The sequence below is a fragment of the Vibrio nitrifigilis genome, assembly GCF_015686695.1.
Taxonomy (GTDB): Bacteria; Pseudomonadota; Gammaproteobacteria; order Enterobacterales; family Vibrionaceae; genus Vibrio; species Vibrio nitrifigilis.
The window spans coordinates 1,615,683-1,632,382 of sequence record NZ_JADPMR010000004.1 but is presented as its reverse complement, the minus strand read 5'-3'; the positions used below and the strand labels follow the sequence as shown (position 1 = coordinate 1,632,382).

The window sequence follows — 16,700 nt, the reverse complement described above, 5'->3', positions numbered from 1 at the left end:
AAATGTAAGATTAATCACAACAATTAAAAGCCTTATCAACGCCGTTTAAATCAATATAATATGTTGAATTTAATGTATAAATTTTAAATTAAAAACATAAACAATTGGTAATGACTATCTATTTTAGTGATAAAGATCACTTACTAACATTGCTATTTCTATTAACAAACAGAGGATTTACACAATTTATATGTAAACGCTTACACGAAGCGTTTTTGGTGAGAAAACCTGAAGAGAACAGCCGAGTTTAGCGGCCGTCTTAAAGCAGAAAGAAGGGAAAATTGTACGTTAAGGCTATTTTTACTATGGGACATCACAAAATCGACTTTCTACTGTCAAAAATGAATGCCATTTCATATCAAAGTGATATTATCGCCCTGATAAGTTAACAATTTCTCATTATTTGAAAAAACTCGATCTATAAAACATTTTGTCCATTTGATTGAGCTATGATGAATCCTTCACCATCAATGACAGTACAAAATTTCATATAACATAAAGGTTTATAGATAAATTTGCTACATAAATGCGATTAAAATGTTACTTTTAGCGAATTTCTTATCTAAAGATTAGTGAAATGTTTTAAAAATTAACATTTCGCCCTTTTTACTGCTTTTTATCTATCTAGATGGCTAAATGATGAATTAAAGACATAAAAACCATAAAACTCATTTCCCCCACTATATTATGTGATTTCCCCAACACTTAAACCGCCCCATCTTAGACAAAACTTAATTCCACTTATGTTAGTTTAGTGCCGTTATACTCAAGTTGCTTTCATTGCCAATGTTTGCATAGCTCCGCGTCCAAGAGAGTTAAAACATATAAGGTAGCTTGGTTATAAAATCAAAGCAGCCCTATGCCACTCAATACATGATAATGATTCAAACTATCGAGCTGGTGTAGTGAGAATCCTGCAAATAATTAGACAGATCTAAGATCCAGGAGATATTGTGAGTTCTATTACAATCGGAGTTATCGGTAATTACTTTGGCCACCTTTCAAGTGCAGAAAATGTACATGAATCTGAGATCCCTAGTGGTATTTTCATTATCGATCAAAACGCTAGCTCGCTAACGAATGGTGATGCTACTCATTATCCGGAGCGCGGCAGCAAAGTAGATATTGAACCTGAGTTTGTTATTCGTTACACCATCGAATATACAGACAACAAAGTATCAAAACTGATCCCACTTCAACTTACGGTCGGTAATGACGTGACTATCCGTAGCTTAGAAGGTGCAACAAAAATCAGTTCACGTAAATCATGGGGTCAAGCATCAAAAGGGATTCACCCAACTTGGTGGTCAATCAACCAAATTGATAATCTAAATAACCTAAGCTTAGTTTCTTATATTGAACGTGACGGTGAAGCACACCTGACGACTCAACCACTACGAATTGAAGAAATGAAACTCTTTGGTCAAGCATTAGATACTTGGATGGTTGAAGCAATCAATGGTCAACAAGAACACGGTATGTTTGATGAGATTCTACCAACACTAGCTGCTCAAGGTTATCCTGAAGAACTGATTCTTTATACAGGCGCGCCAAACTATACCACTTGGGGCACAGAAAACTTCCTTCAGCCTGGTGATTCTATGCACATCATCGGTTACAAAACCGATAACTTTAGTGATGAGCAAATTGATAACTTATTTAAAGAAAACAAGCTTGTTGGACTAACCAATGTGTTGTACCTAAAACAACAAATGGTTGAGCCAGCACTCGTTGACTAACTGAACATCCAATAACGATCGATTTGATTTGACCGTCGTCGTCCTGTGTCGTTTCTTATCGATCGTTTCCTATATTAACCGTCTCTTTGTGAGGCGGTTATTTTTTCTAATAACGCTACCCGTTCTCGATATTCATCCGATTGACGATATTTAGTCTTGTAATTTTGCTTACTAACTAGAGCATCGCCGATTTCACTGCCAGCATTAGTATGTTCATTACGTGTATGCTTGGCGATACTCCAACATGCTAACGCATCGCCACTTTTGACCACTTCATTAAATAAATAGTGAAAATAAAAATATGGGAATCTACCTTGTTCTTCTAACGCATTAAGAAGTTCTAATCCCGTACCTTCATGGCTAATGCCCGGACAATCTTGATACTCTTTAAAACGAGTAATCGATAAGGTTTGTTGTCGAGGTTTAAAATTATATGCAGCCAAAGCATGTAATAAAGAAACCATCACTGGATTTCCTTTTGCTGATGCCATGAACCAATTTTTAATTTGTCTATCCGGTCTATCCTGTGTTTGTTTGAATAAAAATAAACCGCAGCCTTTGGTTTCATACTGCAACCAACTATCCAAAGGCTTCCAGCAAAACGTTGTACTATCCACCCAAACGCCACCATAGCGGCTTAATAAATACACCCGAATGAAATCTGATTTGTGAGCAGCGCCAGCATCAAGGCTAAAGTTATAAAATAAGGACTGAAAATCAAAATAGCTTTGGATCTTTTTTTCATCTAAAAAGCATACGTCATAGTCGGGATTCATTGTTTGCCAATAGTGGTAGGCGACCTTGACAATATCAGGTGCACTATCGTATCCCTGCGCCCAATAGATCCAAATTTTTTTAGGAATATCATTATCATCACGTACACGGATGTCTGAAAACAGGCTGTTTAAAGTGGATTGAGCGGTAACAAGCTTATTTTTCAAGTCAATGTTGTTAGGATAAATTTTACATAAAAGAGGAATATTCAGAGACTTTCGTTTATCTAACCACACACAGCTTTTATTTAACCACGGGGAGTTAAACGCCCATCGACGCAGTTTTTTTTCTATGGAGTTGCTCAACTTAGACATAACACTCTCTAATCACATGCGAATAGTTTGTTCCATTACCTTAATAGTCAACAGGTTATCATAAAAGTTCTCCACGATAAGTCCCAATAAAGTGCTTTCGTAAGCTTAGTGAGATTAACAGAGTAATAGTAAGATTTTACTTGTTAATGAAACACTGAATCCTATATCAAGAGGTCATTGTGGGTATAAAATATTACTAACAAATTCAACTCTTTCCCCTCGTTCATTTTTCTCTTAAAATCTCTAGCATTTCTTTCCATCACGAACAGAACCTAGAACAATATGAATAAGAGTTTCGTTACTAATATTATCTCTCTGATTTTGCTTGGCGCTGGCTACTACACTCAAAACACCATTGTTATGTATGCAGGCTTATTCGCTTTCTCAGGGGCGATCACTAACTGGTTAGCTATCCACATGCTATTTGAGAAGGTACCTGGATTATACGGCTCAGGTGTTATTCCGGCTCGTTTTGAAGCTTTTAAAGGTGCAATCAAGACACTAATGATGGAGCAGTTTTTTACTGCTGAGAATATTGATCGCTTTTTAAATAAAGAAATGTCTGGCGACAAAGGCATTAACCTAGAACCTGTCATCGCTAAAGTAGACTTTAATCCAACCTTCGATTCTTTGGTTAACGTAATCAGTAACTCTTCATTTGGTGGCATGCTTTCAATGTTCGGTGGCACAGACGCTCTGCAACCGCTTAAACAACCTTTTGTTGAAAAAATGCAAGACGCTATGGTTGATATCAGTCAGAGTGAACCCGTTAAGCAGGCGTTAAAAGAGCAGTTACAATCAGGTTCAATGAAAGACGGTATTAAAGATGATGTAGAAGCCATCATTGAGCAGCGTCTGAACGAACTGACACCTAAAATGGTCAAAGAGATGGTACAAAAAATGATTCGCGAACATCTAGGATGGCTCGTGGTTTGGGGTGGTGTCTTCGGCGGCATAATTGGTGTGATTTCTGCACTAGTGATGTAACACAGATATTTCCTTAACCAGCGGAAAACACCTACAAGGGCCATTAGCCATGGCCCTTTTCTATCCCATCAAATGAAACTTTTGCAACCATGGCATAACCCTTGGATGATTTACCACAGGATAGCGCTTTGGTACTCGCCAATATAATAAGGTAGCTAAAGCCACAGCTCCGTATAAATCTTCCGGACGATGCATGCCTAACCACATACGTGAATAGGCGACACCTAACGCCCATATTAATAGTAAGTTACACGTCGCATAACGTTTTTGATCCATTAATAGTGCACCAAAAAAGACTAAACAAATGGCGGCGAATACTGTGTGTCCTGATGGAAATGAATAGTTCATTTCACTTTGCCAGCTTTTTATACGCCAAGGTGACACTCTATTTTCCATCTTTTTCATTGCACGTATTTTTTGCGCTTCATCGAGCTTATAAAAATGTTGAGGCTCAGGAATAACTAACGCTTCAGTCATTGCTTGAGTATAAGGGCGAGGGCTTTCAGTGACTGATTTGATCCCACTTTTCAACATAAATGCCAACAGCAGTAATACAACAAACTGCAACACAAAATTGAGCTTTTGCTTACGAGAATATTGCGACTTCCAAAAACTCAACATGAAGAGAACAGCAAGTGTCATGATCCCCCCGATTCCCGTGCCGGTCGCAGACAAATAATACCAAAAGCCAGCCAAAGCAGAGTTTGGATCAGAAAGGAGATTAATAGGCGTGGTGATAAAACAAGTCGGTAGTAACAAAGCAGCAAACGCACCAAGCATGACAAAACCGTATTTATTTCTTGTACCGCGCCAATGTAATGACATGAGTTAATCTCCCCATAAAATTATGGGATAAATTTTAAAACGCCTGCCAACAGTTTTGTATCAAGCATAGGTCAAATAATTGTCATATTGATTAATAATGATCCAGAAATCAAAAATATATCATTTAAATTCAAAATCTTAAGTACCCCTACTATTTTAATACCCTCGATATTTACCCTAAAGTAGTGTTCTATTTCGATTTTTGTCAGTTACTCATATCTTGTTCTATATTAAATAGACCCTGAATCATGCGCACGAAAAATAGATGACCTTGGGGGCGAGATCCATACACCGACGTACATGCAGTAAGTGATACTTCACCAGCAGTGAGTGGAATCTTGAATATAGGCCTAATAGATATACAACCATATAGCAATAAGGTTTGCCTGGTTGCCTATGATTGGAGAGAAAAATAATGATTCAAGCCACGATACTCAATCGGTTAAACGAAATTCCAAGATTATCGAAAGTTTTGCAAGACTTACTCGACTTAGTCAATAAAGAAGAGATCGACTTTAAATTATTGGCACAAAAAATGGAGTTGGATCAGTTACTAAGCGCACGTTTACTACGAATGGCTAACTCAGCTTACTTCGGTGGACAGCGAGATGTTTCAACAATTAATGATGCACTGATTCGAGTTGGTATGGAGTCAGTAAGAACCTTAGTCGTTGCTTCAGTACTCTCAAATACGTTCTCAGATCTAGAGACACTTGATCTTGATACTTACTGGACCAATACATTTGAAACAGCCCTCATTACCAAAAAAATCGCAGAACAGATTGGTTTAGATACCAGTGAAGCTTTTACTACAGGTGTTTTGCATGATATCGGTGAACTGATTATTCACTCACTGATACCCGAACAAGCAAAACTCATTAGCGAGCGAGTGAAAGCCGGAGAATCAGCTCTGGCAGTGGAAGAAGAATTACTCGGCGTATCATCACCAAGACTTGGGGCAATGCTAGCTAAAAGCTGGAAATTCCCAGAAAATATGGTCGATGCAATCGAACATTTTGACTGCCCTGACAAAGCAAAGATTTCGTCTAAACTGGCGTTCACTTTGCATTTTTCTCGTGATATCCACCAAAATTGGGATGAGTTGTTGGGAGAAAAACAAAAGGTTATTTATATTGCTGAACACCAAGATGCCAAAGTACTTAATATACCGGCTTCCTTTGAAGAAAAAGTGTCTCGAATCAGAGGGAGTGGCAAGGAATTAGCTCAGCAAATGATCGCTGCCTAATTCTTACCCTTCAAATAGAGAAATCCCTCGCCAAGCGAGGGATTGTTTTCATTCATATCGCCCCGACAACAATACAAACTACGCAACATGCATCACTTCAGTCGATAAGAGACACAGTTCATCGATAAGCGCTTTAGTTTGGCGTGAATAAATTAATTTATCACTCCCACCCACCAATTGAATCAATTTGAGTTTACCCGATGCTACGGCTTGCACGAATACACTTATTACGGTTTGCAAATCGAGCGTTTTAGGGCCGTTAACACCATTACTTGGTACTAAAGAGGCTAGATCCACAGTTAGTACTACATGTTCAGAGCGATCAATGTAATCACTTAATTGGCTTTTAAGTTGGCTACGATATCCAAAGCCACTCTCTTCTGCAGTTAACCAATTGCATCCCATATCTTCTGCGTATTCAAAACGTTGGCTCGGCTCGTGTTCTGGATCGATCCCGATACAAAACAATTGGGTGTTTGAATATCGTGACAATACGAAATGGTATGCGGATCCTAACTGTGGATCTAATGTTTGTTTCATTTCAAAGCTATTACCAATATGTACAAATCCAACCGACTCTTCGTTAGCCGTCAATATTGGCAAAGCATCAAGGATCAATTCATGACAATTAACCAGAGAAACAGGCACTGATTGCATTGTCATGTGTCTTAAAAGTAAATCTTGGTAACGGTAATCAGCTTCGTCGCGAAGAATCAAATGTCCACCATCACAATATTGTGTTGGTGACGTTTGTTGATACAGCCAATCAGACACTGATTCTAAGCTCTGTTGTGCAGATTCAAACTCTAGCAATGACATCGGTTTTACACGTTCACAAGCAGTTAGGAACGTGAACGGAGAAACATGAACTGGATGATGTCGATTCAAGCGATAGCGTTTGAACAAACCTAACATGATGAATATTACCTTTCTGGTGGCAACGCTCGCGCGGCCTGTAATACATGTAAAATGATACGCTGCTTGTGTGCTTCAACACGATGTGCTGGAGCCATCACTGATATTGCACCGATCAATTTACTCCCTTTCATTACTGGAGCACTGATGCCCGAGACCCCGGGATCAATTTCAGACGTGCTCACAGCGTATCCATGCTGACGAATAACTTCGAACTCGGCTTGCCATTTATCTAATCGGCTATCTTCACCGAAATAACGAAGAATTTTTTCACACCTTTGTGAGGGTAAAAATGCCAGCATTACTTTAGAAGAGGCGCCACGAAGCAATGGTTGACTTTGACCCTGGACGTAGCTACAACGAAGCGCCTGCATACTTTCTTTTTGGCTCACACATAAAGCGCGATAACCAACTGGAACCATATAAGCCGCCATTTCTCCCGTTTGTTTTTGCAAACGAGTTAATACAGCATCGACATCTTCAAGACTGTGCTGACTCGTGCCATAACTGCGCATCAGCAATAGTGCAGCAGGCCCAATGATCAACGTTTTGTCATGGGAACTTTCTTCAATTAAGTTCCACTCTTTCAATAACTTTAAATGTCGATAAAGACTACTTAACGGAACTTGCAATTGTTCGCTGAGAACTTTTGCAGGTACGGGCTCGTCATTCACAGCCACTTGCATCAACAACTGCAATGCTTTTTCATTAACGGGACTAGCCGCTGCTTTATTGGTTCCTTTCATGTTTTCTTTTTAGCCTTTATCGTTTTTCATCTCAAATCTATATTCTTATATATCGAGAATTTAATCCCAATTAAAGGATTGCATTATCAAATAGTGAGAATAAGAATAAAATTTTACAAATTTTCCATATATACGGCATTTTATTGGTAAAAAAGCCTTTTTATCGAATAAGATCACTAACAGGTGATGAATGTAGTATTCAGCTTATTGCTGTATAAATCCGAGAAGTGGTTGAGGAAGTGCGGTATAAACTATCGAGGCTTTTATCATTGGATAATAAAAGCCTCGAAAATGATCACTTGAGTGATAGTAGAAAATAACTTAACAAGTGATATCAACTATCCAAGTTTGAACATAGCGACTTTTTCTTTGATTGATTCAGACTGCTGATTCAGCGTATTTGCTTCAGCTAAACTGCCTTGAGCCCCCTCTACCAACAAATCCGTTACATCTTTTATAGAAGTAATGTTTTGAGTAATTTCACTGGTGACATGAGTCTGCTCTTCTGCCGCTGTTGCGATTTGTGTCGCCATATCACTGATGATAGCCACGGCTTGTTTAATCTCTTCTAGAGAACCCGCAGCCTTGTCAGCATCATCAACAGAGCCAAGCGCTAACGTTTCACTGTTTTGCATAATTGCTACTGCTTGTGCAGTGCTCGTTTGTAATGTCGTAATAGTTTTATTAATCACATCAGTGGAGCTATGAGTACGTTGAGAAAGAATTCGTACCTCATCAGCTACCACGGCAAAGCCTCTGCCCTGCTCACCCGCCCGAGCGGCTTCTATCGCGGCATTAAGCGCCAATAAATTGGTTTGTTCCGCAATTTCTTGAATAGAATTTAAAACATTAGAAATCTCTTGTGAGTGCTTATCTAATTCAGCAATAACTCCACTCGCACGTTGTACTTCACTTGCTAACTCAGTAATTGATTGACGAGAATTAGCAACCAGTTCATAACCTTGATGGGTACTTTCTGTCGAATCTTGTGACGCTCGAGCAGTCTGCTCTGCATGTGCGGCAATTTCCTGAGTGGCCGAAGCCATTTCAGTAACAGCAGTAGCAACTAACGTAATCTCTTGCTGTTGCATCGCCAATTCAGAGGCCGTATCGTGAGCACGTTTCGAACCTTGCTCTGCTTGTTCAGATAACTGTTCCGCTTGGTGACGAATATTGCTAATTAGCTGTTGTAGGCTACCCACAAAGTGATTGAAGTTATTGGCTAATTCACCAATTTCATCTTGGTGTTCCACTTTAATGCGTAAAGTGAGGTCACCATTACCCTCTGCAATTTGGGCAAGGGCTTTAGACACATTTTTAAGCGGTTTCAATAACGCATTACATAATAGATTAAACAGCACCGCACAAAGAACCACGACAATAAGGGTCGCGAAAATTTGTTTCCATAAACCAGCGAATAATGGATCGACTAAAGAGTCTCGGTCGACAACAATGACACTATGAAGACGAGTGCCTTTAATGGGTCGAGCGTACAACACCACATCCTCACCATTTACCGTTGTGCGAATATCGCGTTGTGATGTTGCACTATGTTTGATGTCATCATAGCTTAGCCCTAGTTTACTCACGCTCTGATTCAATAATGATGTATCAGAGTGAGCAAACACATTACCTTGCGCATTAGCAATAAACATATAGCCATCACCGGGCAATATGACTTGTTTCATCGTGTTTAAGATGTCAGTAATTTGCATATCCGCGCCTAGTACGACCATCTGCCCATGTAAAGTGATGGCTCGGCCTAAGGATACAACATTTGCCCCCGTTGCAGAGGCTACGGTTGGATTGTCCATATACACTTCACCAGGATTCGCTTTCGCGTTGCGATACCATCCCCAAATACGTGGATCATTATTATCTGGTGCCAATGTTGCATCATTCGCATTTTGTTGCGAACCATCTGGGTAAGCGAGAAAAACGTTATCAAAATCAGCCGATTTTTTAGCTTGAATGAGTTGATTTTTGACTTGATCTGAATCTACATCTGAAGAAATTGAAGTAAGAGAACGCTCTTTTGATTTGAGCCAATCCGTTACATATTGGTTATAAGAAGCCGCTGTACTTTGGAGGTTTTTTTCGACTTGTTGATCTAAATGCACTAACGACGCGCGAAATGATAACACTTCAACAATCACTCCCCCAAGAATGATTGCAAGTCCCGCTGCCAAGGCTAGCTTGGTTCGCAATGAGATTGTAGTAAACATGAGAATCCTATTCTGGAATATCGTTATTATTATACCCAAATGACCTCAAGATGCAGGATTCAGAGCTTCATCAACGAGCCTAGGTCAAGCTCAATCACGGCAGGAATGGTTATTCCCTTTCAACGTGATTGAGCGCAGAAATAGGTTTGTTGATGAGCTCCCAAAGGGCGAGTTGTATTCGCTCCTAGGCGGTGTTACTGATTTTCAACGTAGAATGACTATGTCTTCAAATCAGTGCCTTGCCTAAGAGCGAAACCATTCTCGCTGAAACAGCATCTTGAGGTTACTTGGGTATATTTCCCTTAGTAAGATACGTATGGCAGCATGGACCACTACACCGTGCAATCACGTTGAAAGGGAGTCACCATTCCTTTCGTTATTGAACAGGGCTTGGACTCGTCTATATCACTTCAAATAGCAAAAAATCTTATCTAAGGATGAATTCATCTGGACAAGGATAAGACCCGGTTAACTTTATAGACAACAGAGTTGGGTTATAGCGTTACAGCAATTACGGTGCGGTTTCTCATCAATGAACAGATACAAGGCCGATTAAAAAGACCTATGCACTGTCAATTTTATTGAGCCATACAAAAAATTAATGAGACATAAGCAACAAAACACTGTAAACAAATGTGGATATGAATCAAAAAGGAGAGAGAACCTCTCCTTTTAGGCGGGATACTGTTAGCTAATACCCTATTCTAAATGAGATCATGATTTACGTGGCAGCCAGTTAGGCCAAGAGAGTTCATTCGTCGCGTAATAACTGATGCTACCCAAAGCACAAACCAACCCCATTGCTATATACAGTACCCAATAACCAACTCCAAATTGAGTAATCACATGCCAAACATTTTCCCCACTCAGAATTTTAAACGGAATATTGAAAATACCATTGACGTAATGGCTCAATACCTCTGATTGCAATAATGTCGGAGACAACCATTTAATTGCGTAGGCAATAATCAATAGTACCAGCAAAGGCGAACTAACCAGTTGAGACACTAACAACGTTAAGTACGCTGTGGGAATCAAAAACAAAGCGATAAGTAACATTTGGCCAAGAAACTCAATCCAAAAAGACCCGACTTGAACCAGACCAACTGGATTAACATTTCCCGTCATCATGCTACCGATAATCCACACAGCGAGATCAAAAACCACCACTAAACCTGAGCAAGTCAAGGGAATAACCACTAACCCAAAAATCAATTTGGCGATATGCGTTTGATGGCTAGATACCGGCATACTACGCCAGAACATGAAACTTCCTTCCAATCGCTCCTTACGCAGTGTTTTGGGGAAATACACGGTGGTCATAAGCAGAGATAATCCCCCCACCATCAATGCAACTATCACACTTGGGCCAGAGATATTGAGAAATGATAGATAATCATTCGAGCCATTGTATTGCATTGACCATTGGATATTGCCTGATGCCCCCACCCAAAGAAATAGCGCGATACTGGCGATACCAATCCACAATGGCGTTCTTGCGACTGACCGATTTTCAATCCACTCTCGATACAATAGAGCCATCATTGTTCTCATTTTTCTGCCTCCTTCTGTAAAGCAAGGAAGACATCAGCCAGTTTTACACTGTAAATGTTTCCTAATGATTGTACCTGCTGTTGATACTCAGATTTCAGTAACCAACGATACGTACCTAAACCAGGTTCACTCGCTAATGGATTCATCATTTGGATTTGGTCTGAATATTGATGGGCAGCATCAAGAATAAAGTAATCTTCTGTCACGCTTTCAAGCGAACTAGACATCACTGATCTCCCTTGTTTTAAAATCAGGACATCCGTTAATAAATGTTCTATTTCATCAACTTCATGGCTTGAGATAATAATAGAACGCTTACCGTCTCCAGCTTCAAACCATTCGAGAAGATGACGATAAAATGTATCTCGATACATCAGGTCTAAACCTAATGTTGGTTCATCAAGAATGAGAATTTGGCAGTTGGTTGCCATGACCAATGCGAGATGAAGTTGCACTTTCATCCCTTTTGAAAGCGCACCGATGCGAGTTTTGCTGTTAATGTCGGTCTTTGCTAAACGCTTATACGCGAAATTAGCATTGAAATCAGGGTTCACTCCACGCATATATTTAATGATCTGTGCCACCGTCATCCAGTCAGGCAAACTATTTACATCAGATACATAAGCTAAGTGTCGCATCACTGCTGCATGATCGCGTATAGGCTCAAGGTCCATGACTCTAACTAGTCCTTCGTAGCGCAAAGAACCGAGCAAAGATTGAATAAGTGTCGATTTTCCCGCTCCATTATGCCCAAGTAACCCTAATATTTGACCGGGTTCTAAAGTAAATGAAACGTCTTTTAAAGCCTGTTTAGCAGAGACCTTATGGTACTGCTTTCCTAGGCCTTGAACTTGGATCAATGGCTTCATAACTGACGTGCCTCTAGCGCTTGTTTTAGCTGTTCTATAAATTCAGGTAACCCCATATCAATTTGCTCTAATGTATGGGCGATCTGTGGAAGTTCTTCGCGGATGAAAGCTTCTTTTTTCAATTTCAGCAGCCGTGACTTTGAACCACTAAGTACAAACATTCCCTGTCCACGACGCTTTTCTACTAAACACTCATCCACCAAGAGCTGATAACTTTTCATTACCGTTAGATGGTTAATTTTTAAATCTGTTGCCACTTTTCTTACCGAAGGTAATGCCGCCCCTTCTTGCCAAACATCGTCCACAATTTGTTGACGAATCGTTTCAGCTAACTGACGAAAAATGGGTTCTCTATCATGCCATTCCATTAAGAAATACACCTAGTATAGTGTTATACACATGTATAACACTATACTTCAATGAGGATTTTGGCAAACAAAAAATAATCACAAAAGATCAAAAGGTCTGAAAAAACCAAATCAAGATATACATTCCAATATTTGGCATCCCTGTTGAGATAAAAATAATTTAGTTTTGGTGATAGAAAATATGTATGAAATTTTGATGAAATTCATTCACTGTTTTCTGTTCTAGACTTGCTTATCAAAGCAATAGTCGGCATCCTTTTGAGCTTATACGCGTAAGCGATAAAAAGGATAAAACTAATGAATACATTCAAGGCATTACCATGTCTTTTGGCTATAGCTTTTGCTGCCTCTGCCTCTGCGAAAGTGACTCTTGAAGTTCCTAGTAGCGTTAACGTACTGGTCGTGGATGGTGCGAAACCACATGAATCAGGTAACTTTCTTTCTTCAACTAAAACCATCGAAGTGCCTAACGGAGAACATCAAGTAGTGTTCCGTTATCAAGCGGTTTTTTCTGAAGGGCAGGAACGTGTAAGTACTGAAAGTGATGCGATCATCGCTAAGTTCAAAGCAGATGACACCACACTAAAATTCGATATGCCTAAATACCGTGACGCGACTGAAGCGAAAAAGCATATTGATACGATGAAGTGGTCTTTGGTGGATGCTGATGGGAACGCGGTCAGTGTAAAACAAGACAAATTGATTAAAGAAGGGATGCAGATCGGTCGTAACTACCGTGATGAAATCAACCAATACAACATTCATGGTGGTGTTGCTGCGGTGTATGTTTCTCAACCTGCTCAACCGCGTATTAATTACAATACGACAACGCCAGCACCAGCACCAAAAGCAACGCCTGGCGATAATACTGCTGAGCAAATGCTGCATTTCTGGTATGACAAAGCTGATGCTCAAGCGCGAGCTCGCTTTAAAGAATACCTAAGCAAGCACTAATATTAGTTATACATTGAAATGAAAAGAGAGAGGCAACATCACCTCTCTCTTTTTTAATGCGATCGTTCGTATTACCAAACCAATAAAGCAATACAGGTTAATAGCACGACACAAGCAATATTGAGATACATACCAACCCGCATCATTTCACGCTGTTTAATGTGTCCTGTACCAAAGACAATGGCATTGGGTGGCGTCGCTACTGGCAACATAAAGGCACAAGAAGCCGCCACTGCGATTAATACTGAAAGTAATGCAGGTGATACACCAAAGGCTTCTGCAACCGTTGCAAAAACGGGTATCAGCAGTGCTGCGCTCGCCGTATTACTGGCAAACTCTGTCAGAAAAACAACAAACACAGAGATGATTAACACAATAAAGAAAATCCCCATGTGTGAAATCATGCCACTCAGTTCATTTGCTAAAAACACACTGGTACCAGTCTGCTTTAAAACGTTGCTCAAACAAATACCACCACCGAATAAAATCAGTACTCCCCAATCCGCGGTTTTTTCTATCTCTTTCCAGTGAACAACACGCGCGAAACTGACCAGAATAATCGCGCCAAGCGCAATAACCGTATCAAAACTTTTAATGCCGCCTAACATGCCATTAATAGGTTTGCTGAAAATCCACATAAAAACGGTCAGAGCAAAAATCGCCAGAGTAACAACTTTACCTTTGTCCCATTCGATCGGTTTATGATTTAACTCAAATGTCCCAGATAGATCGGGCTTGGTCAGCCAATATAATATTGCAATTGCAATCGCCATCGGCAACATGAGTACAGCCGTTGGCAGTCCGAACTTCATCCAATCAATAAAAGACATCCCTACTTCAGCGGCCGCAATCGCGTTAGGAGGGCTACCAACCAAAGTGGCGATTCCGCCTATACTGGCACTGTACGCAATACCTAACAGCACAAACACATAAGTTTTATGTCCTTGTTTACCATCAACTTTAGATAACACCCCTAAGACTAAAGGCAACATCATCGCGGCTGTCGCGGTGTTACTGATCCACATAGATAAAAAAGCGGTAACACCAAACAGCATGAGCACCGCCGCTTTTAATTTACCTTTAGCTAGCATTAATACTTTATCAGCAACGATTTGATCTAATCCTTGCTGATGCATCGCTGCGGCTAAAGCAAATCCGCCTAAAAATAAAAAGATGATGGAGTTAGAAAAGTTATTCAGCGCCGTTTGGGTGTTAAAGACATTAAAGGCAATGGCCAGTACTGGAACCAAAATAGCGGTGATAGTGACGTGTAAAGCTTCGGTAAGCCATAACACGGCGATAAACACCAAAATACTTAGTCCAAGTACAACGTTTCTTTCAAACGGTAATACATTGTATAGCAGAGCAAAAAGTAAAATATCGGCAATGACAATTAAGCTATTGCGACTGATTAACCATTCTCGGGTATTGGTAGGTAATGGGACACTGTCGTTTCTATTCATTATTATGCTTCCTTTTAGAGGAGGTTTTCACCTTCAATCGGGTAATAGGCTTTACCCAAATCGACGTTCCGTCACCGACTTTATAGAATAAAAAGCATAAAATTTATGTTATCTTTATCAAATTAACAGCATAGATTTAACATCTAAATAACCATAAAAAGAGCTAACTATCAAATGGTTATTTATAAACGCATCAATAGTTCATTATTGTGTTACATTCATCTTACATAATCATCTAGATGCTTAACCCTCATTTTCTCAGCTAATAAGGTGAAAAGATTCTTTGGAAAGAGTTCTCAGCTCGCAGAATCTATGAAAGAATCACAGCTTCTTTATTTCTCAACTTTTTACCAATCAAAGTCGACTGATGAATGTCAATTGACTGCGAATTTATACATTAGAAAGGATTCTAGATGTCCTCCTTTATAGACCAACTGGCCTTTTCTGTCTCTATCACAGGGCCAATTTGCCTAATGCTAGCGTTAGGCGTATTTTTCAAACGAATAGAGCTAATTAACGAGAACTTTATCGATGTCGCGTCGAAAGTTGTCTTTAAAGTCACCCTTCCCGCTTTACTATTTTTGAGTATTGTTGAAGCCAAACACGATTTTGGTTCAAGCGTGGATTTTATCCTTTACGGTGTGGTAGCCAATATTGTTTTTTTCCTTTTTTCTACCATCACAACAAAACGCTTTTTCAGACGTGCTGAAGATCAAGGGGTCATTATCCAAGGTGGGTTCCGTTCTAACTCAGCCATTGTTGGGCTGGCTTATGTAGCGAATGCCTATGGTAACGAAGGGGTAGCTCTGGCCGCTATCTACGTCGCAGCAACGACCATGTTATATAATGTTCAGGCCGTTATTACCCTAACACCGAAAGGAGAGACAAACGGACTAGCTGCGTTGAAAACGATGCTGAATACCATGCGCAAAAATCCGTTAATTATTGCGATTGTAGCGGGCATGATCTGTTATTTCTTATCCATTCCGATCCCGGGAATTATCTCTCACGCAGGCCAATACTTTGCCAACATGACTTTACCACTAGCATTGTTATGTACTGGTGGCTCACTGGATCTAAAAGCGATGAATGCTGATAAAGGACCAACATGGTTTGCCAGCATGAATAAATTAATCTGGGCACCGATCTTTATTACTGCTGCTGCAATCTTATTCGGCTTTTCTGGCCAACAGTTAGGCATTATTTTCTTGATGAGTGCTTCACCTGCTGCTGCTGCAAGTTATGTGATGGCAAGAGCAATGGGAGCGAATTACACGTTGGCAGCCAACATCATCGCAGTCACAACGGTATTTTCACTACTAAGTTGTACAATTGGCATATTTTTACTCTCAACATTCCATCTATTTTAGGACTAAGTAAAAATATTTATTTGCATAGATTGATATCTATATGAATAAAATGTGTATCCATAAACAGATATGTACATTATTGATGTGCATATCTGTATTTATTTGCACCAAATAGATCCACAAAAAGTACGCAGTGTTTTATTTTAGTGCATGGTCATTTTTGTCGCGGTATATTCTACAGCGGCTGCTACACAGACTCAAATCTGGAACTCATTCATTTTCCAGCTTTTTTTCTTAAAAGCATCGTCAAACTATCTATTTGATGCGCAACTTCAGACATGGCACATCTATTGCAGTTTTAAGTAGGTAACCTGATGAATTTTCTTACTATTAAATTCATCAATTCGGCTC

General features: G+C 39.7%; 14 protein-coding genes. 5 read left to right on the top strand and 9 right to left on the bottom strand.

The genetic code is table 11. The annotated features are described in order from the left end of the window. The first annotated feature begins 953 nt into the window (after positions 1-953). Positions 954-1,739, top strand: a complete 786-nt coding sequence (locus I1A42_RS23570) for a DUF5718 family protein (protein WP_196125396.1) — start codon at positions 954-956, stop codon at positions 1,737-1,739. Between the two features lie 74 nt (positions 1,740-1,813). Here the strand turns inward: I1A42_RS23570 and I1A42_RS23565 are convergent, their stop codons facing one another. Beyond that, positions 1,814-2,827 (bottom strand): capsular polysaccharide synthesis protein, encoded by a 1,014-nt coding sequence (locus I1A42_RS23565; RefSeq protein WP_196125394.1) that lies wholly within the window; start codon positions 2,825-2,827, stop codon positions 1,814-1,816. A 282-nt stretch (positions 2,828-3,109) separates the two neighbouring features. Between I1A42_RS23565 and I1A42_RS23560 the strand changes: the two genes are divergently transcribed. Next, positions 3,110-3,814, top strand: a complete 705-nt coding sequence (locus I1A42_RS23560) for a DUF445 family protein (RefSeq protein ID WP_161157061.1) — start codon at positions 3,110-3,112, stop codon at positions 3,812-3,814. A 60-nt stretch (positions 3,815-3,874) separates the two neighbouring features. On the opposite strand, the gene I1A42_RS23555 is transcribed toward I1A42_RS23560, so the two are convergent. Further along, positions 3,875-4,639: a phosphatase PAP2 family protein gene (locus tag I1A42_RS23555; protein ID WP_196125392.1), complete on the bottom strand. Its 765-nt coding sequence runs from the start codon at positions 4,637-4,639 to the stop codon at positions 3,875-3,877. Between the two features lie 415 nt (positions 4,640-5,054). On the opposite strand from I1A42_RS23555, the gene I1A42_RS23550 reads away from it, so the two are divergent. After that, positions 5,055-5,885: an HDOD domain-containing protein gene (locus I1A42_RS23550; RefSeq protein WP_196125390.1), complete on the top strand. Its 831-nt coding sequence runs from the start codon at positions 5,055-5,057 to the stop codon at positions 5,883-5,885. 78 nt (positions 5,886-5,963) lie between these two features. Here the strand turns inward: I1A42_RS23550 and I1A42_RS23545 are convergent, their stop codons facing one another. The 6 genes from I1A42_RS23545 to I1A42_RS23520 form a co-directional block, all read right to left on the bottom strand. Next, the gene (locus tag I1A42_RS23545) at positions 5,964-6,800 is read right to left on the bottom strand and encodes an arginase (protein ID WP_196125388.1); all 837 of its coding nucleotides are present in this window, start codon (positions 6,798-6,800) and stop codon (positions 5,964-5,966) included. A gap of 8 nt (positions 6,801-6,808) precedes the next feature. Continuing rightward, positions 6,809-7,546 carry an IclR family transcriptional regulator gene (locus I1A42_RS23540; RefSeq protein ID WP_161157057.1) on the bottom strand — a complete coding sequence of 246 codons (738 nt, stop codon included), beginning with the start codon at positions 7,544-7,546 and terminating at the stop codon, positions 6,809-6,811. 338 nt (positions 7,547-7,884) lie between these two features. Next, complete coding sequence (locus I1A42_RS23535) at positions 7,885-9,771, bottom strand: methyl-accepting chemotaxis protein (protein WP_196125386.1); 1,887 nt, start codon at positions 9,769-9,771, stop codon at positions 7,885-7,887. Between the two features lie 714 nt (positions 9,772-10,485). After that, a complete protein-coding gene (locus tag I1A42_RS23530) occupies positions 10,486-11,325 on the bottom strand; it encodes a hypothetical protein (RefSeq protein WP_161157055.1) in 840 nt (279 codons plus the stop codon). Further along, on the bottom strand, positions 11,322-12,194 hold the full coding sequence (locus tag I1A42_RS23525; protein ID WP_196125384.1) for an ABC transporter ATP-binding protein: 873 nt from the start codon (positions 12,192-12,194) through the stop codon (positions 11,322-11,324). The genes I1A42_RS23530 and I1A42_RS23525 overlap by 4 nt, the downstream gene beginning before the upstream one ends. Continuing rightward, positions 12,191-12,562, bottom strand: coding sequence for a GntR family transcriptional regulator (locus I1A42_RS23520; RefSeq protein ID WP_196125382.1), 372 nt, complete (start codon positions 12,560-12,562; stop codon positions 12,191-12,193). The genes I1A42_RS23525 and I1A42_RS23520 overlap by 4 nt, the downstream gene beginning before the upstream one ends. A gap of 297 nt (positions 12,563-12,859) precedes the next feature. Here I1A42_RS23520 and I1A42_RS23515 point away from each other — a divergent pair, with 297 nt between their 5' ends. Then, positions 12,860-13,516 (top strand): DUF2057 family protein, encoded by a 657-nt coding sequence (locus I1A42_RS23515; protein ID WP_161157052.1) that lies wholly within the window; start codon positions 12,860-12,862, stop codon positions 13,514-13,516. A gap of 71 nt (positions 13,517-13,587) precedes the next feature. On the opposite strand, the gene I1A42_RS23510 is transcribed toward I1A42_RS23515, so the two are convergent. Further along, positions 13,588-14,979 (bottom strand): SLC13 family permease, encoded by a 1,392-nt coding sequence (locus I1A42_RS23510; RefSeq protein WP_196125380.1) that lies wholly within the window; start codon positions 14,977-14,979, stop codon positions 13,588-13,590. 413 nt (positions 14,980-15,392) lie between these two features. On the opposite strand from I1A42_RS23510, the gene I1A42_RS23505 reads away from it, so the two are divergent. Then, positions 15,393-16,349 (top strand): AEC family transporter, encoded by a 957-nt coding sequence (locus I1A42_RS23505; RefSeq protein ID WP_196125378.1) that lies wholly within the window; start codon positions 15,393-15,395, stop codon positions 16,347-16,349. Positions 16,350-16,700: the final 351 nt, after the last annotated feature.

What these genes read in the sequence shown, in the direction of transcription:
- I1A42_RS23505 (WP_196125378.1), top strand. Translation starts at nt 15,393, where the DNA reads ATGTCCTCCTTTATAGACCAACTGGCCTTTTCTGTCTCTATCACAGGG.
- I1A42_RS23515 (WP_161157052.1), top strand. Translation starts at nt 12,860, where the DNA reads ATGAATACATTCAAGGCATTACCATGTCTTTTGGCTATAGCTTTTGCT.
- I1A42_RS23530 (WP_161157055.1), bottom strand. Translation starts at nt 11,325, where the DNA reads ATGAGAACAATGATGGCTCTATTGTATCGAGAGTGGATTGAAAATCGG.
- I1A42_RS23560 (WP_161157061.1), top strand. Translation starts at nt 3,110, where the DNA reads ATGAATAAGAGTTTCGTTACTAATATTATCTCTCTGATTTTGCTTGGC.
- I1A42_RS23540 (WP_161157057.1), bottom strand. Translation starts at nt 7,546, where the DNA reads ATGAAAGGAACCAATAAAGCAGCGGCTAGTCCCGTTAATGAAAAAGCA.
- I1A42_RS23535 (WP_196125386.1), bottom strand. Translation starts at nt 9,771, where the DNA reads ATGTTTACTACAATCTCATTGCGAACCAAGCTAGCCTTGGCAGCGGGA.
- I1A42_RS23510 (WP_196125380.1), bottom strand. Translation starts at nt 14,979, where the DNA reads ATGAATAGAAACGACAGTGTCCCATTACCTACCAATACCCGAGAATGG.
- I1A42_RS23550 (WP_196125390.1), top strand. Translation starts at nt 5,055, where the DNA reads ATGATTCAAGCCACGATACTCAATCGGTTAAACGAAATTCCAAGATTA.
- I1A42_RS23545 (WP_196125388.1), bottom strand. Translation starts at nt 6,800, where the DNA reads ATGTTAGGTTTGTTCAAACGCTATCGCTTGAATCGACATCATCCAGTT.
- I1A42_RS23520 (WP_196125382.1), bottom strand. Translation starts at nt 12,562, where the DNA reads ATGGAATGGCATGATAGAGAACCCATTTTTCGTCAGTTAGCTGAAACG.
- I1A42_RS23555 (WP_196125392.1), bottom strand. Translation starts at nt 4,639, where the DNA reads ATGTCATTACATTGGCGCGGTACAAGAAATAAATACGGTTTTGTCATG.
- I1A42_RS23565 (WP_196125394.1), bottom strand. Translation starts at nt 2,827, where the DNA reads ATGTCTAAGTTGAGCAACTCCATAGAAAAAAAACTGCGTCGATGGGCG.
- I1A42_RS23525 (WP_196125384.1), bottom strand. Translation starts at nt 12,194, where the DNA reads ATGAAGCCATTGATCCAAGTTCAAGGCCTAGGAAAGCAGTACCATAAG.